The 22469-nt window shown below is 49.0% G+C and carries 21 protein-coding genes, 1 tRNA gene and 1 pseudogene; 12 read left to right on the top strand and 11 right to left on the bottom strand.

Features of this window, described 5'->3' with window-relative positions; genetic code table 11:
- Positions 1-47 precede the first annotated feature (47 nt).
- The 5 genes and pseudogenes from HGH92_RS30815 to HGH92_RS30835 all read right to left on the bottom strand — a co-directional run bounded on the left by HGH92_RS30815 (position 48) and on the right by HGH92_RS30835 (position 4156).
- A pseudogene (locus HGH92_RS30815) lies at positions 48-1259 on the bottom strand (IS256 family transposase).
- 247 nt (positions 1260-1506) lie between these two features.
- Positions 1507-2274 (bottom strand): APH(3') family aminoglycoside O-phosphotransferase, encoded by a 768-nt coding sequence (locus HGH92_RS30820; protein ID WP_168874695.1) that lies wholly within the window; start codon positions 2272-2274, stop codon positions 1507-1509.
- A gap of 171 nt (positions 2275-2445) precedes the next feature.
- Positions 2446-3303 carry an alpha/beta fold hydrolase gene (locus HGH92_RS30825; RefSeq protein WP_168874696.1) on the bottom strand — a complete coding sequence of 286 codons (858 nt, stop codon included), beginning with the start codon at positions 3301-3303 and terminating at the stop codon, positions 2446-2448.
- Between the two features lie 24 nt (positions 3304-3327).
- Positions 3328-3828: an SRPBCC domain-containing protein gene (locus HGH92_RS30830; protein ID WP_168874697.1), complete on the bottom strand. Its 501-nt coding sequence runs from the start codon at positions 3826-3828 to the stop codon at positions 3328-3330.
- Entirely contained in the window at positions 3812-4156 is a 345-nt protein-coding gene (locus tag HGH92_RS30835; RefSeq protein WP_168874698.1) for an ArsR/SmtB family transcription factor, read from the bottom strand. The genes HGH92_RS30830 and HGH92_RS30835 overlap by 17 nt, the downstream gene beginning before the upstream one ends.
- A gap of 172 nt (positions 4157-4328) precedes the next feature.
- Between HGH92_RS30835 and HGH92_RS30840 the strand changes: the two genes are divergently transcribed.
- The 6 genes from HGH92_RS30840 to HGH92_RS30865 all read left to right on the top strand — a co-directional run bounded on the left by HGH92_RS30840 (position 4329) and on the right by HGH92_RS30865 (position 10310).
- Entirely contained in the window at positions 4329-4724 is a 396-nt protein-coding gene (locus HGH92_RS30840) for a hypothetical protein (protein WP_168874699.1), read from the top strand.
- A 508-nt stretch (positions 4725-5232) separates the two neighbouring features.
- Positions 5233-5517: a hypothetical protein gene (locus HGH92_RS30845; protein WP_168874700.1), complete on the top strand. Its 285-nt coding sequence runs from the start codon at positions 5233-5235 to the stop codon at positions 5515-5517.
- Between the two features lie 110 nt (positions 5518-5627).
- Positions 5628-6512 carry a molecular chaperone gene (locus HGH92_RS30850; protein ID WP_168874701.1) on the top strand — a complete coding sequence of 295 codons (885 nt, stop codon included), beginning with the start codon at positions 5628-5630 and terminating at the stop codon, positions 6510-6512.
- A gap of 42 nt (positions 6513-6554) precedes the next feature.
- Complete coding sequence (locus tag HGH92_RS30855; RefSeq protein ID WP_168874702.1) at positions 6555-7037, top strand: DUF4402 domain-containing protein; 483 nt, start codon at positions 6555-6557, stop codon at positions 7035-7037.
- A gap of 28 nt (positions 7038-7065) precedes the next feature.
- Positions 7066-9696: a carboxypeptidase-like regulatory domain-containing protein gene (locus HGH92_RS30860; protein ID WP_168874703.1), complete on the top strand. Its 2631-nt coding sequence runs from the start codon at positions 7066-7068 to the stop codon at positions 9694-9696.
- An 89-nt stretch (positions 9697-9785) separates the two neighbouring features.
- The gene (locus tag HGH92_RS30865) at positions 9786-10310 is read left to right on the top strand and encodes a DUF4402 domain-containing protein (RefSeq protein ID WP_168874704.1); all 525 of its coding nucleotides are present in this window, start codon (positions 9786-9788) and stop codon (positions 10308-10310) included.
- A 166-nt stretch (positions 10311-10476) separates the two neighbouring features.
- On the opposite strand, the gene HGH92_RS30870 is transcribed toward HGH92_RS30865, so the two are convergent.
- From HGH92_RS30870 to HGH92_RS30880, 3 genes are all read right to left on the bottom strand, one after another.
- Entirely contained in the window at positions 10477-11232 is a 756-nt protein-coding gene (locus tag HGH92_RS30870; RefSeq protein WP_168874705.1) for an XRE family transcriptional regulator, read from the bottom strand.
- Between the two features lie 174 nt (positions 11233-11406).
- Positions 11407-12528 carry a lipid II:glycine glycyltransferase FemX gene (locus tag HGH92_RS30875; RefSeq protein WP_168874706.1) on the bottom strand — a complete coding sequence of 374 codons (1122 nt, stop codon included), beginning with the start codon at positions 12526-12528 and terminating at the stop codon, positions 11407-11409.
- A gap of 366 nt (positions 12529-12894) precedes the next feature.
- Positions 12895-14178 (bottom strand): serine hydrolase domain-containing protein, encoded by a 1284-nt coding sequence (locus HGH92_RS30880; RefSeq protein ID WP_168874707.1) that lies wholly within the window; start codon positions 14176-14178, stop codon positions 12895-12897.
- 111 nt (positions 14179-14289) lie between these two features.
- Between HGH92_RS30880 and HGH92_RS30885 the strand changes: the two genes are divergently transcribed.
- Together HGH92_RS30885 and HGH92_RS30890 are read left to right on the top strand one after the other, a co-directional pair.
- Positions 14290-15177, top strand: a complete 888-nt coding sequence (locus HGH92_RS30885) for a LysR family transcriptional regulator (protein WP_168874708.1) — start codon at positions 14290-14292, stop codon at positions 15175-15177.
- Between the two features lie 53 nt (positions 15178-15230).
- On the top strand, positions 15231-16298 hold the full coding sequence (locus HGH92_RS30890; RefSeq protein ID WP_168874709.1) for a glycoside hydrolase family 76 protein: 1068 nt from the start codon (positions 15231-15233) through the stop codon (positions 16296-16298).
- Positions 16299-16378: 80 nt separating this feature from the next.
- Here the strand turns inward: HGH92_RS30890 and HGH92_RS30895 are convergent, their stop codons facing one another.
- Both HGH92_RS30895 and HGH92_RS30900 read right to left on the bottom strand, forming a co-directional pair.
- Entirely contained in the window at positions 16379-17431 is a 1053-nt protein-coding gene (locus HGH92_RS30895) for a hypothetical protein (protein ID WP_168874710.1), read from the bottom strand.
- Between the two features lie 89 nt (positions 17432-17520).
- A complete protein-coding gene (locus HGH92_RS30900; protein WP_168874711.1) occupies positions 17521-18147 on the bottom strand; it encodes a TetR/AcrR family transcriptional regulator in 627 nt (208 codons plus the stop codon).
- 149 nt (positions 18148-18296) lie between these two features.
- On the opposite strand from HGH92_RS30900, the gene HGH92_RS30905 reads away from it, so the two are divergent.
- From HGH92_RS30905 to HGH92_RS30915, 3 genes are all read left to right on the top strand, one after another.
- On the top strand, positions 18297-18701 hold the full coding sequence (locus HGH92_RS30905; protein WP_168874712.1) for a carbohydrate-binding protein: 405 nt from the start codon (positions 18297-18299) through the stop codon (positions 18699-18701).
- Positions 18702-18797: 96 nt separating this feature from the next.
- A tRNA-Leu gene (locus HGH92_RS30910) sits at positions 18798-18881 on the top strand.
- A 319-nt stretch (positions 18882-19200) separates the two neighbouring features.
- Positions 19201-19776: a hypothetical protein gene (locus HGH92_RS30915; RefSeq protein ID WP_168874713.1), complete on the top strand. Its 576-nt coding sequence runs from the start codon at positions 19201-19203 to the stop codon at positions 19774-19776.
- A gap of 92 nt (positions 19777-19868) precedes the next feature.
- Here the strand turns inward: HGH92_RS30915 and HGH92_RS30920 are convergent, their stop codons facing one another.
- Positions 19869-21923, bottom strand: coding sequence for a TonB-dependent receptor (locus HGH92_RS30920; protein WP_168874714.1), 2055 nt, complete (start codon positions 21921-21923; stop codon positions 19869-19871).
- A 312-nt stretch (positions 21924-22235) separates the two neighbouring features.
- On the opposite strand from HGH92_RS30920, the gene HGH92_RS30925 reads away from it, so the two are divergent.
- Entirely contained in the window at positions 22236-22382 is a 147-nt protein-coding gene (locus HGH92_RS30925; protein ID WP_211092798.1) for an HTH domain-containing protein, read from the top strand.
- Positions 22383-22469: the final 87 nt, after the last annotated feature.

The following is a 22469-nucleotide window of genomic DNA, read 5'->3' on the forward strand; positions in this document are numbered from 1 at the left end:
GGCAGTATAACGTATTGGTTAGTATTACAAAAAGTGTGTCAGGGTGATTAAAGATTAAGTTTTAATCGTTCACTAAAGATAATAGATAATTGGGCCAATGTCTGATTCCAGTTGTGTACTGGCTTGTTCCATTTGGCACATATATTCTCCTGGACAAGGAATAAGAGCTTCATGAGGGCATCTTCCGACTGGAAGGCGCCCTTTGACTTTGTAACAGCGCGAAGCTGCCGGTGGAAGCCTTCAATAATATTGATTGTATACATGATTCGGCGAATGTCTTTGTTGTACTGAAAATAGCTACTCAATCTTGGCCAGTTTTTTCGCCAGGATTCAATCACTTTGGGATACCTGGTTCCCCAGTTAGATTCCAGCTGATCGAGGCTTCGTTCTGCCTGGTCAGCAGTAGTGGACTTGTAGACGTTTTGAAGATCTTTCATAAATGGCTTAACATCCTTGTAGGAAAGATATTTCTGAGAATTGCGTATCTGATGTACGATACAGAGCTGAACCTCAGTCTTTGGGAAGATACTTTCTATGGCATCAGCAAAGCCCTGAAGATTATCTATACAGGCAATGAAGATATCTTCCAAACCGCGATTCTGTAGATCTGTCAATACCTGCAGCCAGAATTTAGCACCTTCATTCTCCCCGACATACATACCCAGCAACTCTTTGTAGCCCTCCTGATTAAGGCCTATAATGCAGTAAACAGCGCGGCTGATAACCCGTCCCTCATGGCGGACCTTATAATGGATGGCATCCAGCTAGACGAACGGGTAAACCCTCTCAAGAGGGCGACTGCGCCACTCTTGTATCAATGGCAGAATTTTATCTGTAACACGGCTTATCGTGGCTGTAGAAGCCTCCAAGCCATACATATCCATCAGGTGATCCCAGATATCGCTGTAGCTGGCTCCACGGGTGTATAAAGAAATGATCTGTCGATCCAAATCTACCCCAAGGGTTTTATGACGTTTGGGAACTATCTCAGGCTCGAATGTCCCATTACGATCGCGTGGCGGGTTAATATCTACCGACCCAATGGCGGTCTTTACCTGTTTACGCCCTTTTCCGTTCTTACGGTTGGCATCTCCTTCATCTTCAATATGCGCTTCCAACTCACCATCCAGGGCGCCTTCAAGAAACTCCTTTAGCAACGGCGTTAGCACGCCGTCCTTACCTAAAAGCGTATCTCCGTTCTTCAAACGGCTCGCCGCTTGCTTCTTGAAGGCTTCGAAATCAAAGTTTTGCTTTTCCATATTGTCAGTTTAAAGTTAAAAAACTTTTTACTGACACACTCTATGTAATAGTCTCTTTTTCGCTGCAACATGACATAACTAAACTCTATGAAAAGGTCACTGAAGAGATGGCACTGAGTTTTAAGATAATAGAATAGAAACGCCGTCGCATTTTGCGACCACCTCAAAAGCTTTTCTCGTGGTATTGCGTTTGGCGATACCACGAGAAGGATGTTTATAACTGTTAATTTCCAGATTATTCGCATTGCTAAAACAACTCATCCAACATCACATAATACGCCACCCTTTCCTCATCCCGCTCCATCCCCAGCCTTTCAAACAACATCCCTGCATAATCATCCGTTCCGAAGTTATGCTTCAGTGACCGCACACATAACGCTATATCCTGGTATATATCTGCCACACCAGCGCCGCCGATATCAATGAAACCACTCACTTGTCCTTGTTTACCGAAGATATTCGGCAGACAGTAATCGCCGTGCGTGAAGACAGGCGTATAGGCGGCAGGTTTATGCGCAATAAGATAATTCAGGAGTGCCTGCGGCGTAGCGAAGCGGTTATTGTCTTCCCAGTCAGAGGTGTCTACCAGTCCGTGTGTTACGTTATACGCTGCGGCTGTTAATTTCTTTTCCAGGCTGTTGTCGAAGGGGCAGTTCTCAATAGGAAGCGCAGACAGCAGCTGGATGCCGTCGGCCAGCAGTTTTACTGTTAGTTCAGGATTATCGAGGTAACTGTCAGCGCAAAGCATTTCGCCGTCTACAGCAGTGGTGAGCAGGTAATCGACGGCATCGTGGGCGCTGAAATACTGTATCACCGGCACCGGCAGCTTGTCCTGCAGCCAGGTGAGTACTTCATATTCGCGGCGAAGCCCTTGTCCGGAAGGTTGTGTTTTCAGGTAAAATACGCTGTGGGCGCTCGTATAGCGGTACACGCTGGCGGCCGAATAACCGATGGTGATGGGTTCGGGTGATATACCTGTCAGCAGATGGGCCAGGTCTGTAGGGAGGTTGGGCATGGGTTCCTGTTTTGTGTCTCCGTAAAAATAGGATTTTAATGGATGGTCGCAAGCGTACCGGCGAAATTGAGCAGGTATACGGTCAGTACAGGTTTTTTGTGTTCGATGTGCAGGCGATGGTGACCGCGCTGACAAAATAGTGAAAAGCCGGGTGATGACTCCGGCTTTTTATTATTCGTTCAGGAAGTCGTCTATCAGGGCCACTGCCATCTGTGGAGTGTGGCTGTGGTGTTTGGCCGTCAATACATCACCCAGGAATTCACCGTGCTGGCCTGGCATGATCACGAGGCGGCCTTTCGGCAGCAACCGGTACATGGCTACGGCATGTTCCGGCGTGATGGCGTCCTGGTCGCTGATCAGTACCAGTGTAGGTGCTTTGATGGAGCGGACCATATCATCGGGCCAGTCGTTAAAAGCCAGCATCCGGCCGTTGTCCTGGTTGAACATTGTCTGTAATGCTTTAGGGTCGTTGCGAATAGCGAGAAAGCCGTCTTTAAAAGGTTGCGGCATATCGCTGAGACGGGCTTTTTTCATCATGTCCCAAAACATCGGGGGCAGGCCTTCTCTTTTGTAGAAGGAGGAAATGGCCACAATGCGGCGTACCATTTCCGGGTGACGGACGCCGATCTGGAGCGCGGTACAGCCACCGTTGCTAAAGCCTAGGATATCCGCTTGTTGAATGTGCAGTGTTTTTAGCAGGGCGGCCACATCATCGGCATCCTGTTCAAAGGTGGTGGGGCCGGGGCGTGCTTCCGTGTGCCCGTGGCCTTGCAGCTCTACGGCTATCACCTGGTGATGTTGTGCAAAATCGTTGAGCACTTCGCCGAAAGTGGTGCGGATGGTGGAACCGCCGCCATGGATTAATACCAACGGGCTGCCGCTGCCATGTATTTCGTAATACATTTTAATACCGTTGACCGTGGCGTAAGCACTGGTGGTATCCGTTTGTACGGTGGTTTTAGACAAAGGAATGGCTGTTCCGGGCATGGCGCTGCTGATGGTCATGGCCAGAAGGATACTTGTAAGCATATATTTGTTTTTGTGTTTGGGGGATTAGCGGATGCCTGCGGGTTGCAGGTGTGCCTCCAGTATGTCGAGCATCTGTATCCAGCTGGGGTAGGCGCCTGTTCGTTTAGCCAATGCCGTATTGACTGTCTGGTGTAAGGTGAACAGGGTTTTGTCGCCTTCCGGTGTGAATGTCAGCGTCAGGATGGTTTCATCCGGCCAGTCAGGGTCCATGCCTGCATCGCGGGCGGAGATGGGGTTTCCGCCTGCATCTGCCACCTGAAGCGTGCAGACGATTTTTTCAGGGCGGATGATTTCCAGGAAGGTGGTTTTGCACCAGCAGTCTTTATAGTTGCCTTCCGGGTTGCGGATGCAGGAGAGAAAGCTGCCGCCGGGGCGGATATCGACATGGGCGAAGTGGACGGTGCACCCTTTCGGCGCGTACCAGTGCCGCAGATGTTCTTCTTGGGTCCATGCTTCAAAAACCAGCTCCTGTGGCGCGTTGATGATACGGGAGATGAACGTATCCTGATTATTGCTGTTTGCCATGTTTTTTATTTTTTGTTTGTAATTGCTGTAAATAATCCTCCATGGAGTCGATGGCTGCATTCCAGTATTTGTTGCATTCTTCCACCCATGAAGTTACCTCTTTCAGTTTGTCTATTTTCAGTTCACAATAGCGTTCGCGGCCCTGTTGCCGGATAATGACCAGCCCGCATTCCGTAAGCACTTTAATATGCTGGGAGATGGCCGGCCTGCTGGCGTCGAAGTTGTCTGCTATGGCGTTCAGGTTCATCGACTGACGGGCTATCAGCGAGATGATCTCCCGCCGGGTGGGGTCTGCTATGGCCTGATAGATGTCCCTTCGTTTCTCCATTATGTAAGTATTTGCTTACAAATATAGGAAATGTAAGTAAATGCTTACAAATTTATTTTTTGGTGATAATTTTTTCATCTCCCCAAAGTCAAAAAATGGTAAACAACCACGATGGTCCGCTGCAAAAAGATCAACGGCCTGGCTTATCTTCGCGTGAATAAAAAAACAGTAGATGGGACCGTGGTTACATATCTGTGCGCAGTGCGGCGCCAAAAATTATTACAAGGCATGGGACATGTGCCAGCCGGAAGTTCGTTGTAGGGAATGCGGGTTTGTTAAGGTAAATCCGCCGGAAGAGGTGGAGCGGATGCGCAGGATAGCGGCAGAGAACAGCTGGTATGCGGGTTTTGTGGAGCTGTTGTTTGCGATGGAAGACGAGCTGGGCATTGAATTTAACGGCAAGGAATTTCCGGAGCCTTTTGCCACCTGGCGAACACTGCTCGAGGCGACGCTGCAGTACACCGGCACGGCCGTGACCGAAGCAAAAGTGATGGAAGTGATGGCGAAATGTGCCGATACAACGGTAACGTATATACGTGAAAAAATTGATGAGCCGATCAGTATGTAAAAAATCACTTTTTATATGATAGTCAGGAGGACTAATGATAGGTTTGTTTTATTTGTTGGCCTGTAATATAGTGTGGTGGCTTGTTTTGTGGTGTTTTGCTGTGGGTATTTGTTAATCTTTTGATTTTTTTTGAAAAAAAATTTGGTGAAATAGAATTCTTATTTATCTTCGCTTCACTTATCCAAACAGTCTGTTTTTTTCTGGTTGTCCCAAAGTTGTCCCAAAACATTTGATTGACATTGTACCCCGGAATACTATACTTATACTAAGATTGGCTATATCCTGAAATATCAATTCCATAGGTTTTTTTCCGATAAAATATCCCTACGCTGCGGTTACTGTTATCAGTATTGTCCGTTGGTGTCTGTTGGGAATACAGATGTATCGAGTGCATGTGATTGTTATGTATGTATGCTTCGTGTGTAAGGAAGTGTAGCGCTTATCCCTGACCGCACTCTGCTTATTTTCCGTTTTTTAAGATTTGCTTATTGTCTAAATCTGGCTTCTTATGAAAGAGAAGATCCTTTCCGTGACCCTGCCTGTCGCGGTCTCGTGGGCCTGTAAGGTCTTCGCGCAGGCACCGGTAACAACGGCTACAGCTGATGCTTCCACCATCGTGGCGGCTCCTGTACGCTGCTCACGGGCCTACGGTAACATCGGTTTTGGTAACATGGCACCTTCCGGGACAGCTGGTGTGGTGAAACCGGCTCCGGATGCTACCCGCAGCGCTTCCGCTTTCAGGGAACGAAGTATGATCAATGCTGAAATTGCAGATGTAACAGGTGACGGGTAACCGCAAAAGTAACTGATCGGCAATTCCGGCTTAAAACCAAAAGGTCCTGTACTTCACCTGGGTGCAGGCCTTTGGTATCCCTATCCCGCAACCCAAAAATTTTTTGAAAGATGTATGCTACCATGCTTATGAAGCGCCTGACCCTGCGCGTGCAGCAGAGATATGAGATAATCTTTGCTACCGCATTCACCCTTTCCTTTTTGTTACTGCACACGGTCATTGTGCATGCGCAGGGAAACCTGATGATTTATCCCAAACGTGTGGTGTTTGATGGTTCCAAAAGAACACAGGACCTGGGCCTCGCCAATACCGGCGCGGACACGGCCACCTACCAGGTGTCTTTTGTCCAGGTCAGAATGAAGGAAGACGGTTCTTTTGAAAACATTGAGCAACCGGATTCAGGACAGAGCTTTGCAAGCGCTAACCTCCGTATTTTTCCCCGTACCGTTACCATTGCACCCAAAGAATCACAAGCCGTGAAACTGCAGGCCATCAACACGGGTAGCCTGCCTCCCGGCGAGTACAGATCTCACGTTTATTTCAGGGCTGTTCCTGCTCCCTTACCTGCCGGTGAAACACCGATGCGGCCCAAAGACACCAGTAACCTGGAAGTCAAACTGGTCCCCGTATTTGGTGTCACCATCCCCGTCATCATCCGTGTGGGCGCTGATTCCACGTTGGTCGTTATCTCCGACATGGACCTGGATTTCAAAGACCCGAAACAACCACAGGTGATGTTTGCGCTGAACCGCAGCGGCAATATGTCGGCCTACGGCGATCTGACGATCGATTACATCTCGCCGTCAGGCCAGCGAACGCGTGCCGCCGCGGTAAAAGGAGTGGCGGTGTATACACCGCTGTTAAAAAGAAAAGTCAGGATAGATCTCGACAACACGGCTAAGCTCAATTATCATCAGGGCAGGTTGGAAGTAAGCTACGAAACGGCTTCCGGTAAACCAGCCACCCTGGCTAAACAGGAGATGTTCCTGCGCTGAGATAAACAGACGATTGTTTAACCCCTTCGCAATTTCCCGATCATGTGTATGCATTTTGTACAGCACCCGGCAGGGTGGGCTGTGACGGGCATCTTATGTTTGCTGCATTGTTTGCCCGCAGTGGCCCAGGTTACGCCCACCATCGTTCAGCAACTCAGTTTTGGTACCTTCAGCACCGGTCAAAGCGGCGGCACCATCACCGTCAACGCGGACGGCGTCACTACCACCACCGGTGATGTGATACCCATCGGAAAAGGGACCATGGCCTCACCGGCGGTGATAGAACTGGAAGCGCCCGTTGGCAGCAGGATCGCCATCCTGGAAACCAACTCCCTGCTGAAAGGCGGCAAAGGCAACACCCTGTCGCTGCGCATCAAGAGCTCCGACCCGGCGATGCCTTTCATCACCAAAACACCCCGGACCAGCATTCATATCGGCGGGACATTAACAATCAATAAACCCGGACAAACAGCTTCAGGAAATTATAACGGACAGGTCTTCATCACTTTTTTAGCAGGCGAATAACCCCGCCTGCTATGAGAAACCATGAACCATGAAAAACCTTCACGACATGCTCATGCCCGTTCTGTTCGGCGCGCTCTGCATCGCGTGCGCCATCACCGGAACATCGGGCAGCTGCCTTGCACAAAGCCCCGGCTCAGATGACGAACTGGTTGTGACCGTGGGGATGCAGGAATTGGGGAACGCTGAGATATCCGCCATTATCCGTAACCAGGATGTTTACCTTTCAGTGAGTGACCTGTTCGATTTCCTGCAAGTTAAAAATACCCTGTCGCCCCAGGCTGATACCCTGTCAGGATTTATCATCAGCCCGGAAGACAAATTTATCATCGACAAATCAACACATACGATCACCTATAATAAAAAGACATTCACCATGGACGCTCAAAAACTTATCTGCACGCCTGCGGGATTCTATCTCCGCTCCGCCAGCTGGGCCGATGTGTTCGGGGTGAACTGCGCTTTCCGCTTCCGCGATCTGTATGTGGCCATGACGACTAAACGCGAGCTGCCTGTAATCCGTGAAATGAAACAACAGAAGCTTCGTGATAATATTAACCGGTTGAAAGGAGAGGAGAAAGCGGATACCGTTATCCGCAGAAAAGCTACGCCTTTCAGCATTAATGCGGCCGACTGGTCAGTGATGACCACTACGCAACAGGACGCCACCAGCTTGAACCTCAACCTGTCGCTCGGCGGCCAGGTGGCCGGCGGCGAAACCAACCTGCAAATGAATTATATCGATGGAAACCTGGACGTTCGCAATCAGCAATTCATGTGGCATTATGTGAACAATGATCATCCATTGTTACGGCAGGTTACCGTAGGCAAGATCAATAATATGGCAATCGCCTCCGTATTGTACCCGTTAGCGGGCGTGCAGTTTACCAATGCACCCACGCTTAACAGGAGTGCCTTCGGTACCTACCGGTTAACCGACATTACTACGCCTGGCTGGAAAGTTGAGCTGTACATTAACCATGAACTGGTCGATTACCAGCAGGCCGATGCTTCCGGTTTCTTTGCCTTCAATGTGCCCATCATTTATGGCAATACCACCGTGACGCTCCGATTCTATGGCCCTTTTGGTGAGGTGCGCACCGAGCAGCGGGAAATTATGGTGCCTTTTAATTTCCTGCCTGCCGGTGAAATGGAATACACGCTGACCGGCGGTATCGTACTCGACGGACAAAGCAGCCGTTACGCCATGGGCGCCGTTCACTACGGTATCACCAAACGTATCACCATTGGCGCCGGCACAGAATATCTCTCCTCTATTCCCGGCGGGAAACCGATCCCTTTCATGCATGCCGCGTGGCGGTTGACCGACAACCTGATCTTCAGCGGTGAATACGCATACGATGTGAGAAGCAAAGCCTCTCTCTTCTGGCGCATGCCCTGTGAAATGGAAATAGAAGCACAGTACCTGCGCTATAAACCGGGACAGCAGGCAGTGAAATACAATTACCAGGAAGAACGCAAGCTCTCAATAATGCTACCTATCAGAAAACCCAATTTTTCCCTGTTCTCCCGGCTAACGGTAGATCAAATCACCATGCCGCCGGCAGAACAGGTCCCGACTACAGAAAAAATTCCGCTGACGCCTTCCATTCCCTCCGTGAAATATACTACCGTGGAATGGATCACTTCCGGCACTATCGGCCGTGTGAACACCAATGTGACCACGTTCTGTAATTTCCGGGAAGACGCACCGCCAGTGGCTTACAGCACTCTGTCGCAAACGTACCGGCTCTTCTCCAATATGTTTGTCATGCCCCGGGTACAGTACTCCTATGACAGCCACCAGTTTTCCAACGCCCGCGTGGAACTGGAGCGCAACATCAGGCAACGTACCTACGTAAGACTCTCTTTCGAAAGGGATTTTCTCTACCAGCAGTTTATTGGTGGCATTACCCTTCGTTATGATTTCAGATTTGCCAAAGCGGGTATGAGCGCCATGATAGCAGGCCGCAATTCATCGCTCACCGCTTCAGCAGGCGGCAGCCTGCTCTATGACCGGGAAAGCCATTACCTGATGACCAGCAATGTAGGCAGTGTAGGACGTGCGCAACTGACGGTGCTGGCTTTCCTTGACATCAATGGCAATGGTAAAAGAGATGCCGGTGAGCCCAAGGTGGACGGGCTTTCCATACAGGTCAACGGCGGCCTGTCCGTGTTCGACAAACAAGATACCCTTTACCGTGTCTTTAACCTGGAACCTTACCGAAAATACCTGATACGCCTAAATCCTGACGGTCTCAGCTCCGTTGCATGGCAACTGAAACATACCGCCATCGGGGTGACCGCGCTGCCCAATCAGTTTAAGCCGGTAGAAATACCTGTGACCGTTTCCGGTGAAGTAGCCGGCATGGTCAGGAATACCCAAAAACAAGGACTGTCCCGTATCCGGATCAACGTGCTGGATACCGACTGTCACACAGTTGCCTCCGTACTCACGGAAACCGACGGTTATTTCAGCTACCTTGGCCTTCGTCCGGGCACCTATACCTTAAGCCTGGACCCGGCGCAGCTGCAGCGCCTGCATATGACAGCCCAACCCGCTGAAATAACCGTTACCATTAAACAAAATCCCGAAGGCGACGTCGTCGATGGACTGATGTTTAAACTTAGCCCGATTCTATCCGCTAACCCACCCAAATAGTTCGCATTTGATTAACCCCAAACTTTTTATTTCATCACTTATCTATTTAATCATTTATCTATTTATTCATTATTTAAAACCCAAATTTTATGAAAAAGGTGTTATCATTAATGGCTATCATTTCTGTATTCTTCGCCGCAACAGCAGTTGCCCAGACATCCGCTACCGCAACAGCCAATGCTTCTGCAACTGTCATCACTCCCATTACCCTGACTAAAACGCTGGACCTGAATTTCGGTATTCTGGCTGCGTCTCCGATTCCCGGCACCCTGAAAATCACTCCTGCCGGTATTCGTACCACAACAGGTGGTGTTTCCACCCTGTCTACCGCAGGCACAGTTACCCCTGCAATTTTTTCTGTAGCAGGTGAAGATGGTTATTCTTACGCTATCACACTGCCACTTATTCCTGTAGTATTGCACAATACTACACATGCAGGCGCCTTCATGCTGGCCACTAACTTCACCAGCTCTCCGGCGGTGATCACCGGTGGCGTATTGACTGGCGGCTCTCAGGCACTGAACGTAGGAGCTACCCTGTTCGTAGGCCCTAACCAGGTAAACGGCCTGTACACTACCAGTATTCCGTTCCCGGTTACTGTGAACTATAACTAAGCAATTGTTGCGGTTGCTAGAACAAGGGGTTGTCCTGCAAACAGGGCAGCCTCTTTATTTTTATATCTTTGCGGGCTTAAGATTTATAACGTGGGACGAAAGGCTAACCTGAAAAAAAGAGAAGGGGAGTTTCCCGGGGCGTAACCCCGGGATATCATCGGTGCTATTATTGCATGGCTGTTACTTCCGGCAGTTGTTTGCTCAGATAGCCAATAAAAGTCCATATTTCCGCCACTTCATTGATGGGCACTTCAAAATCGGCGTATTCTTCGTTGAGGGAACGCAGGAGCAGCGTGCCTTTTTGTTTAATGCGGCTGGTTACCAGTTTGAAGATAATATCCTCTTCTCCGCCTTTCAGTACCAGTACGCAGGCGGTATTGTCTTTCAGGTGTGACCAGTCTTCCAGGTACTGGGCGATGATGTGGCTGCCATCGGGGATGGGCTGCATAGAATCGCCGGAGATGGGGAACATGCGGATGGTTTTGCCACGGGGCAGTTCCGGGAGGGAAAACTTGGGCAGGCCAGCGATGAACTCCGGATCTGCGTGCCCGCTGCGATAGCCTGCCCTGGCGCGTGCCGACACATACTCCATATTTTCTTCATTGTCCTGGTCAACTGTAATGGGCAAAATGCGTATATGCCTGCCCGTTAAGTCGACCGTATTACCGGCTTCCAGCTCCAGCAGTTGTTCTTCCGTAGCCTGTTGCAGATCGTTTTTAATGAACGTGTCCAGGTCCACCCGGAAAAAGTCAGAGATCAATACCAGGTCTTCCAGCCGTGGGTTCCGTGTTTTACCGCTTTCCTGTGCTGTAATTTTGTTTCTGTTGATGCCCAGCAGATCGGCCAGATGCTGCTGTGAGAGCTTTTTCCGCGTGCGCAGAATTCTCAGGTTCTCTCCCCAGAAAGTTGGCTTCTTCATCATTTTCCGGTTATATTTAAAATAAATTATATTTATAACGAATGGGGACAAATGTAATCAATTACGGATTACGAATGACGAATTACGAATGGAGGACCCATTTTAAACCTGTTATTTTAGTAACCTCCCTATTAGGAAAACCCTAATTCGTAATTTGTAATTCGTAATTCGTAATTGCTACCGGTGATATCCTTTGCTGTACAGTTCTGTGGCGGTATAGGTGGTATACGGGGCTTCCAGCAGGGGATAGTCCCAGCAGCCCATGCGATGAAACAGTTCTCCGCCGAAGCCGTTTTTGAACTTGTACAGGCCATATAACGGATGTCGCGGATCGGGGGTGGGAGATACGCCGAAGAAGTCATACTCCGTACAGCCTTTACGTTTAGCCCGCTGCATGGCTTCCCATTGCAGCAGGTAAGTGCCCATATAGTTCCGGTGCGTATTGGAGGAGGCGCCGTAAAGATAAGTGCCGCGGTTGCCCGCTACCACGAGGAACATGGCCGCCAGCGGAATACCATTGGCCTCGGCCAGCAGCATCTCCACATCGGCAGGGGATGTGCTGTTATTGGCACGGGCGGTCAGCACGGTCCTGAAATAACCGATATCTTCCTGCACAATACCGTTACGTGCGCACGTTTGTGCGTACAGGTTATACCATGTATCGATATTCTCCAGCCCGGCGGCCTTTACCTGCACGCCTTTGCGGCTTGCCAGCTGGATATTGTACCGGGTCTTCGTTTTCATACTGTCGAGCAACAACCGCTCATCTTTCTTCAAATCCATAAAAATGGTGTTGGAGGGAAGGATGTCTGTATTCGACTTTTTCAGGTTCCGGCCGCGGGTGCTGTAGTTGAAACGCAACTCCTGCATTTGTTTGGCCGGAGGGCCCAGCCAGCTGCCGTTTTCATCGAAGTATTGCGCTTCGCCTGACCAATGCGACTGCCACGCGAGGTCATAACGTATCATGATACATTGCTCCGGCAGCAGCGGCCGCAGGCTCTCAGACAGCTCTTCCAGGAAAACGCCCTGACAGTCGGTATCAGGCTCTATCTCCGGTCCATAGGGCACATACGCGATATACTGTTCGTCGCTGATCTGCCGCAGGATCACCAGTACGTCATTCTCTATATAACCATGTTCCGCAGCGCCGGCAAACAACGCCTGTCGCTGCACTTTAAAATCAAAGGCGCAGGTTTCCCAGCCCTGCCGGCTTTTCACCTCCGACCAATACGCCGTCTGTTGTAAAATAGCTGTCTTGTTTACCTGCCTGATCTCTTTTTTGCAAATGTCAATGTACATGATGCATCACGGTTGGATGTAAAAAAAGAAACCGCTTCACTTCCGCCGGAAATGAAACGAATGAAAATAACGCTATAAGTACGGGGCCCCCGGTATACGGCCGTCAGATCAACAGCCCGGGGCTTGTGTATGGAAGTCCTTGAAATTGGAAATGAAGTACAGCTTTTTACAGAAGCAACAGAAGGAGATGACAGCAGCTTTTTCCGCTACAGGAGCGGAAAATAGGCGGTGTTGCTTTGTGTTGTATGATAAAAACTGTAACATGACGGCTGCAAAGATACGAAAAATCACGGGGGTATTATATCAGATCAGGCAAACGGGATCGATATCATCATATCGGTCCCGTTTTATTTCCTGTGATGTCATTTAATCTTCCAACGCCTGATACACGGCCACTTTAAATTCATCGCCAATGCTCCAGTACGGTGATAAATACTCCTGTGTAAAGAGGATGCCGATCAGGTCCTGTTTGGGATCGGCCCAGTAGTGGGTATTAAAAGCGCCGCCCCAGCTAAAGGTGCCGATGCTGTAGGGCATCAGGTGGTCGTTGGCCGCTGTTTCCAGTGCGAAGCCGAGGCCGAAACAGAAAGGCTCCGGTTGGGCGGGCAGGGGAGAAGGACGTACGCCTTTCTCCAGCTGGTTGGTCAGCATGAGGGCCACTGTAGCGGGACTGATCAGTTTTTTGCTGGTGTTGTCATGTTGGTCGGTGTATTTTCCATGGTGCAGGAAGAGCGCCAGGAATTTGGCATAGTCTGCCGCGGTGGACACCAGGCCGGCGCCGCCGGAGAGGTAAGTGCCCTGGCGGTTGGGATACAGCGGGTCTACGCCTTCATAGATCGGATGGGTGACGGGCAGCATTTTGCCGTTTACGTCTTCATAGAGGGTTACCAGTTTCTTTTGTTTGGCCGGCGGCAGGTGGAAATAGGTGTCCTGCATGTCCAGTGGAGCAAATACCCGCTGTTGCAGGAACACGTCCAGCGGCTGACCGCTCCATATTTCGATGAGATAACCCAGTACGTCGGTATTGAGGCCGTAGGTAAAGGCCAGCCCTGGGTCATGCATCAGCGGCTGTTGCGCCAGCAGGTTGATTTTTGTCTTCAGGTCGGAAACCATGGTGCCGACACCGCTGGGCACACCTGCTTTAGCATAGATGGCCTGCATCTGCGGATCGCTGAACACGGCGGCGTAGGCGATGCCGGAGGTGTGACGGAGCAGGTCGCGCACGGTGATTTCGCGTGTAGCCGGCCGCGTAGTATAGCTGCTGTCTTTCGGGTTGAAGGACACTTTCACCCGCGGGTTTTTGAAGGCGGGGATGAATAGGGACACCGGGTCGTCCAGTTGGAATTTCCCTTCTTCCCATAGTATCATTGTACCCAGACTGATAATAGCTTTGGTTTGTGAAGCGATGCGGAAGATGTTGTCTGTCTGCATGGTTTTGCGGGATGCTACATCGGCATAACCGAAAGCCTTGTTGTACACAACCTGCCCGTGACGGATAACCAGGGCGGTGGCACCGGGAATATGGCCGGCTGTTATATGGCGGTTGATGACATCGTCAATGCGGGAAGTCCGCTGTGCGTCCAGGCCGGACTGGGCATAGGAAGTAAGGGTGATGGCCATGGCGGCGATCACAGTAAATATACTTTTCATAATGGTGTTTGTTATTTTTTGTGTTTGATAGGGCAAAGATGGTGTCTTCTGATCTATAAATAAAATAGCATAAATTATATCAATCTATAAAGAAAATTATACTTTTGGGGTATGATAAATTTTGAATGGTTCCGCACTTTTAAGGCTATCTATCAGACAGGCACGCTCACCGGCGCTGCGCAGGAATTATTGATATCACAGCCTAACGTAAGCCAGCATCTGGCAGGACTGGAAGCGTATATCTGTCATCCGCTGTTTGAACGGCAGCCGCGGCGCATGGTACCGACCGATTTTGGTAAACTGCTGTATACGGAGGTGATTGATGCGGTGGAGAAACTGGAGAAAGTAGAGCTGGACTTCCGCAATACCTGTGCGTGGGAAGTGCCGCTCACCTGCGTGGGCGCGCCGAAAGAGTTTTTCCAGGCCATCATTGCGCCGCGTATCAGTCAGTCGGACGCCAGCTTCATCTTTGAATTTGGTGATCCCCGGCAGCTGCTGGACAAAGTGCTCAGGCATGAGATGTATTTTACGCTGACCACCACCTGCGGGCATGAAAAAAACATCGTGTATGAGCCGGTACTGGAAGAACGGTTTATATTGGTGGGCAACGCCGGACTGGATGACAGCGGCCTGCGTAAGGCCCTTCGGAAAAAGGACATGGCGGCAGCGGAAGCGTGGCTATACGAACAGCCATGGTACGCTTATAGCAGCGATATTCCTCCTGTTCGCCGCTTCTGGCAGGAGAATTTCCATAAACGCCCGCAGATAAAACCCCGCTTTGTTATCCCGGATTATGAAGGCATCCTCAGGGCGCTGGCCGCCGGCAACGGTGTCACCATTGTACCGGACTACCTGGTAAAAGACTACCTGGGCAAAAAGGAGCTGAAACAACTCTGGGCAGACGCTGATGCCTCCTGTCAGACGTACTACCTGGCTTATGACAAAACACGCGTCACCACGCCACAGCTAAAGCGGGTAAAAGCCCTGTTGCATTTATAAGCCCTTTTGGTTATTTTGTCCGGTAGAACAGCAATTATCCGTAAATAATGCTTATGTACCGTTCAGTATGGCTAACGGTGGCGTATATACTCTCAGCCGCCACTTTGTTTGCCCAAAACAATGCACAACGCGCCGGCCTGTTACAGGCGGCGGTCGACAAACATCTGTATGAACCGCGTACCGGTCTTTATATTCAGACGAGCGACCCGGCAAAGAACCATAACCCGCATGCTGATCTGTGGGGACTTTGTGCGCTGGTGCAGGCTGCCAACGAGATGGAGGGGCTGCACCCCGGGAAGGCTTACCTGAAGCCGGTCGTGAAAGCTATTGACCAGTACTATGACCCCATCCCGCCTGCGCCCGGCTACGCTTCGTATGTAGTAAAAGAGCGGCGGGAAGACCGTTACTACGACGATAACCAGTGGATAGGCATCGCTTACCTGGATGCTTACGCCCGTACCAAACAGCGGACTTATCTCGACAAAGGCGCTGAGATTTACCGGTTTATGATGACCGGCTTCGATACGGTGAGCGGCGGTGGTTTATACTGGAAAGAAGGAGATAAGACGACTAAAAATACCTGTTCCAATGGTCCGGGCATCCTGCTGGCTTTGCAGCTGTACGAAGCCACGCACCGGAAGACCTACCTGGACACTGCGCTGCTGCTGTATCAGTGGACAAACAAACATCTTCGCAATGCCAACGGCGTATTCTGGGACGCGATCAAGCCGTTGGAGAACAACCGCATCGATTCTGCTACGTATACCTATAACAGTGGTATCATGCTGGAGGCTAATGTAAAGCTGTACCGTATTACGCGGCAGCCACAGTACCTGAAAGAGGCACAGCAGATTGCCGCCGGCACACTGCAGCGGTTCTACCGGGACGGCCGGTTTCATTCCTCTTATTGGTTCAATGCCGTGTTGCTGCGCGGGTACCTGGCCCTTTACCGGGAAGACAAGGACCGGCGGTATGTAGATGCCATGCAGACTTACGCCGACAAGGTGTGGGAGGAGGACCGGGACGCCGGCAGCAATATGCTGGGAAAGAAGCCGGAGAAAGAGTTGCTGGGACAGGCCGGTATGATGGAGATCTACGCCCGGCTGGCAGCACTTCCCTGATTCAATGCACGCCTACAAAATAATAAGCCGCGCTGGTAAATACCAGTGCGGCTTTTCCTGTTGTTGTCGTTGTCGTATGATTAAAATCTTGTGATCAAAGCGATGCCCTGATAGTTGTCGAGGGCGTTTTCATCGAGAAACACTACGTTGCCGCCTTTATGCAGCACTGTGTCGATGACGGGCAGCGTCACGTCCGTAGAGCCGTTGCCGTTACCCAGGGTGATGACGCCCTTGTCGATGTGGCCGGTGGGAAGGTAGGTTTGCCCGATATAGAGCGTATCTGCCTGTCCGTTTTCGGCGGCGGTGTAAATATCGTTCAGGTCTACCAGCAGGCGTTGTGCAGACTGGGCGGCATTGATGGCCTGCAGGGCGGCGTCCTGTTTTCCGGCGATGTATTGTTGAATGACCGGGAAAGTCACTTTTGCGATGTCCGGGTCGGAAGTGTCGTCGAAGCTACCGTGATGGGTACCGATTACCAGTCCCCTGATGTCCATTATTTCCTGATAGAAGGCGAGGTTTCTTTCTTCTCCCAACAGGATCACCGGCAACGGATTCTCTTCATAATATTTTTTAAATCGTTTATCCGCTGTATTAAAGAACTCTTTCAGGAGGTTGTCCACGATCTGGTCATGTTTCAGGCGCATGGGATCGGTGGTGTAATAATTGTTGAGATAAGGGAAATCCTTGTTTTTCACTTCGCTTACTATTTCGTCATTAAACGCTTCCAGTAGCCGTATTTTCTGGCGGGAAACGGAAATGATATAATAGTGTTCGCTCTGCTGGACGGCTTTGAGCAGTGGCCGGATCTCGAAGCGGTCGCCGATCACGTACCGGTCGGTGGTAGTGACGGGCAAGCGTTTCACCTGGATGGAGTCCGGGCTGGCGAAGATGGCCAGTGTGTCCAGGTTATAGTCGTGATTGATGGACTTTTCGGTTTCTTTTATTTTGTCGAGCACGGGCCATACGATCCTTTTATCGAACTGTTCATATAGCTCTTTTTCCACCTGTGTGATGAGGTTTTTGAGGTGGATGCTGTCTTGTTTATTGTCGGGGAAGGTGCGATGGGTAGACACCAGGATGGTCACAGCCGGCGTGCCGGTATATTGGCTTAGATTGATCAGTGTTTGTTCCATAATTCCTGGTTTTTCTGGTGACGGGGAATGTTCCCCTGCGTTTATTATGCAAAAATGCGGGGAAACGCGCACCTGAAAAATGACAGGGGTCAGTTTATGCCCTGATGTTTGTCAGCCTGTTGTCTTCCTTTGGCCGTGAGGTAGGGGTAGAACTGGTTGAACAGCACGTCTGCGTAGTATTGGACGGCTTTTTTGCCTTTGAGCTGCATTTTTATTTCATTGTGCGACAGGGCGAAGTCGGCCATGATATATTGCTGGGTGATTAGATTTTTCCAGATATAGGGGGGGATGTCATCTCGGAAGATGCCTTCTTTGATGAGGGTGTTGAACAGGACGAGAAATTGTTCTTCGCGGGCTTTGTCCCAGCTGTTGTAGAGCGTTTTCACTTCCGGTACGCGGCGGGCCACTTCCACGAAGTGGAGGAAGATAAAGCGGTATTGCCAGATATGGTCGATCAGTATTTCCACCCAATGCCGGAAATGTTCCAGGTTTACCTGGTTGAGGTTTTCGTTATGTGTAAAAAAGCGGGAGAAGCCGTCGTTGAGCTCTTTGAAGAGAACGAGGATGATTTCGTTGGTGTTTTTGTAATGGTACTGGAGATTGCCGTGGCTGATGTCCAGTTCTTTAGCGATATGCCGTATAGTGATGGCGTCGATGCCCTGTTCGTTGAACAGTTTGAGCGCTGCTTTCCGTATTTTTTCTTTTGTGTCTACCATTAGTACAAATGTACTATTTTTTTCGACTGAGATTATTTTATGTGTTGATGATGATATAATATTACATTATTCCTTAATTTTAAGTTTTTCATTATTTTTCAGGGCGGGAAATGTTCCCGTTGTGTTAAACGATAAACCTATCCTAACCTATGAGGCTGTTGTTGTTCCTGGTTTTTGCCTTAGTGCAGTTGGCTGTCAACGGACAGACGGCGGCGCCGACGGCTAAAAAAGGGAACCGGGCGACGGAGTTTCAGATGAAGGAGGGGAGTTACCTGGCGTTTGCACAGGTGAACCTGAGCATGGGGGAAATCGGTTTCCAGGTGGAAGTGGCCTGTGAGCATAAAAAAAGCGGCTCCAAACTGGAGTTCCGTATAGACAAGCCAAAAGGTAAGGTGATTGGCACCCTGGACATCCCTTATACCGGCGACAGCACCTATGCCCTGAAACTGACGGGCAACCTGCGCCATGCGGAAGGTATACATGACCTGTACCTGGTAGCCAAAGGAGGCGTGGCTTTCAGTGTTACCTCCTTCAGTTTTATCCACAATTATTAGTATATCCTTTCCCGTTAGTTTGAAAAAAAATTTACTTTTTGTTTGGAGAATTAAAATGAGTGCTTATCTTTGCGCTCCCTGATCACAATATCAGTTGCCCAGATGGCGAAATTGGTAGACGCACTGTGTTCAGGTCGCAGCGCCTGCAAGGGTGTGCTGGTTCGAATCCAGTTCTGGGCACGTAATAGGTTGTAAGTAATTTGACTTACAACCTATTTTTTTGTTTGGATATGCCTTTATCCGCTTCCCCGCCTTAATCAGTCCCCAAAGCGTTTATGCTTAACCGTTATACCGGCCTTCGCTGTGACCCGAAATGTCAATAAATATGAAAAAGTTACTATTTGTCACAAGCAACCTCATCAATGTCTCAAAATCCGCTATACGGCTGCATTAGAAAATAATATATATTGCAGCTATACATCTGTCCGGTTACTATCGCAATCATCTTAGTTTTCAGAAGCTCCCTTATTGATATTTATTAACACCCAATCTTTTTGCTATGAAAAGAATGACCTCCATCTTACTGCTGTCAGGTGCTCTTTTAACCGCGAATATAGCTGGTTATGCACAAAATACGGTGCCGCAGCAGACCATCGAAAAGGCTTCCAAAGCAGAAAAGAAGAAAAAGAAACAGGCGGAAGACAAGGCAGCCACCACGCAGGACCAAGCCGCTACCACGGCTAAGAAGACCAGGTCCAGGGCTGCAAAAGAAGAGGCAAATGCTACCAACGTTGTTACCGAAACAACGAAAAAAGCAAGGACGAAAGCTGCTAAAGAAGAAACAAACACCACTAACGCTGTTACTGAAACACCTAAAAAAACAAGGACTAAAGCAACTAACGTAACCACAGCTCCGGTATCTGCTCCAACAGTTCCCACGCCTGCCCCTGCAGCAACCCAAAAACCTGCTCCTGTTGCTCCGGCAGTAGCTCCCGTCAGAAAAGCGGCTCCTGCCAGCGGCGGTGATCAGGTAGTGGGTACCGATGCCAAGGGGCGTACCATCTATCAGGGCCCCCGTGGCGGGCAATACTACATCAATAAAAACGGTAACAAAACTTATCTCAAAAAACAATAACAACGATTTGTAAAAAAACGAGGACGTCTCATTTATTTGGAGACGTCCTCTGTTTATGCCATTGTTGAAATCTCCCCCGGCCGATAGGGGTATTATAAATCAATTACTACTCCCAGATTGGCAACTGTTCCTGTGCCTTTCACGTAATAACGCCCTTCTGTGGTTGCACCGCGCACTGCTGAATGTGTAGGATAGTAATTAGCATTAAAGAGGTTGTTAACTGCAAAAGTCAGTGTTACATGTCTGAGTTTATAGGAAGTATACATGTCAAACAGGGTATAGCCGGTTATTGGGTATTTTCCGTAATTCCATACCGCTTGCGGAAATACATCGCGGCCTCCGATTTTAGTCATCTGAACGGACAAATTCCAGTGGCGGGTAAATTTAAAATTCACATTCCCCCCAATTTTTATAGGCGAAATTGTCGAATTATCTACTTTTCCGTCGAAAGAACCATCGTTCTTAGTATCTTCTTTTCCATCCATATAGCCCAGTAGGCCGCCCAAATTGAGCCAGTCGGTTGCTTTGTAGCCCAACATCGCTTCGATTCCGTATATGCGTTGTGGTAATTGAATCAGGTCAAAATTGCCGGGGGTGATCTCTTTGAAGGCAGATCCTTTTTTACTGGTGCTATAATAACCGGTTACTTCATAATGCAACCGCTGAATATCGCCATTTACACCTAGTTCAAAATTATTCACTTTTACCGGAGCAACATTTATGGCATTCAGGGAAACACCATTTCTCAGCACCAGTCCAATATCTCCAATGGAAAAGCCTTGCGAAAAGCTGGCAAACGGCTGGACATAGGAGAATTTATTGTATCGCAGACCTGTGTTGAACACCAGTGCGTTATAGGTATTGGTAGCACCAGGCACAGGCTGCGATCCTTTGGTGAAGTCGCTGACCTTAAACAACAGGTTCTCATAACGTATTCCGGTTTTGAATATCCAGTCTCTGGCCACTATGAATTTGGATTGCAGATAAGGGGCAATGCTGTTCATGTTCATATCCGGAGTAACCAGTTTGTCGGCCATATCTTTTTGTACAGTATGATCTTTGAGTAAGTCCATACCATAGATCAGTTGCAGATGGTTATTACCCGGCAATGCAAAAGGCGTGGAGAAATTGAACCGTCCGCCCCAGTGAGTGGAGTATATTTGATTATAGGCTTCAAATACTGAGTTGATATCGTTGTAATACACAGCAACATTGGCTGTTGTTTTGCCGAAAGTGCCCGTGTATTTTACATTTAAGGTTTTATTGTAGGGAGTCCCTCCCAGGATGTTGGTATCACCCCGAACGCCAATGGCCGGAGAAACACCAAAGTTGCCCTTAGTACCGATGTATTTACTGTCCTGGATACTGTTGAAATAATTGCCCATGACCTCAATACGATGATTGACGGAGAAATCATATCCAAGTTTTACCAGGGCATTGTATGTCTTAGTTTCGCCCAATCCGTAAAAAGGGCTGACAATAACACCATCGGAGGACCTTACCACGCCTGAATGAGCCATCTTACCCTGCACAACGTAGGAAAATTTTCCTACGCCGCCTTTAAATACCTGCGAAAGATTGTATCCGTAAGTTTCATCGGCTTTAATGAGGTTCAGGCTATTATTGATGCAAGTAGAAGAACTGAAGGGGGCTGTTTTCTCCGGCTTTATGGTAATATAGTTGATGATACCACCGGCACCACCATTACCATACATAGAAGATGCTCCGTTAATCACTTCAATATGATCTATGGCGCTGACATCAATCGTTTTGAGGTCACGGCCACCGTTTCTCAACGGGGTGGATTGCGGGATACCATCAATCAATACCAGGAAGTTCCTGCCTCTCAATTTTCCGATGAAATTATTCTGCCCTTCTTCACTGGGTGAAATTCCCGGTATTTTCTGCATTAGGATATAAGGCAGGTTGCTGTTGATTTGCGCCTGTTTTTTCACCTCTTTCCCGGATATTAGCGTCACGGAGGATGGCACCTCGTTAACACTCTCCGCTATACGACTGGCTGTAACGATTACGTCTTTCAGCTGGCTTGTTGTATCTGTGATTCTCTTTGCCCTGGTACTATCTTGTCCGAAGGCATTTGTGGCGACAGTTAATGCTAAAAGCACTGGAATATAGCCTGATCTCATGAAATAAAATTAGCATTGTTCTAAAGCGACAGGAAATACTCCGTAACCAATGTCAGCTTTGTTCAATAATTGTTCGAAACGGCCGCAAAGTTAATATCCGAAGGAGAAGAAGGTAGATCAAAAGCGGAAAATCTTCGGAAATGGAAAATAAATATACAGGTAGTTAGGTGGTACCATGCAATGGAGGCTAACGTATTATTTTTTACTACATTTGTTCCACCTCTCTTTATAAATCTGTCTTTGCACAAACAGTATTAAAATGAATGAAAATGATGCCAGCCGGCTTTCTCGGCTAACCGCTATTTAACACAATTGCAGACAAAACGATTGTTGACAGCGACCAGCCTTGCTGAAAAATTTACTGTCAATGTAAGGACCATTTACAGAGATATCAGGGCATTGGAACAGGGAGGGGTGCCTATTCTTACAGAAGAAGGAAAAGGGTATACGCTGCACTAATGAAAACTGGTTGCTGTAGGCATCGGGTCAACATCTTAGCATAAAAGCCGGAGATTATTTCTCTCCGGCTTTTATTTTTTATGTTGA

Origin of the sequence: Chitinophaga varians (genome assembly GCF_012641275.1) — a bacterium.
GTDB classification, from domain to species: Bacteria; Bacteroidota; Bacteroidia; order Chitinophagales; family Chitinophagaceae; genus Chitinophaga; species Chitinophaga varians_A.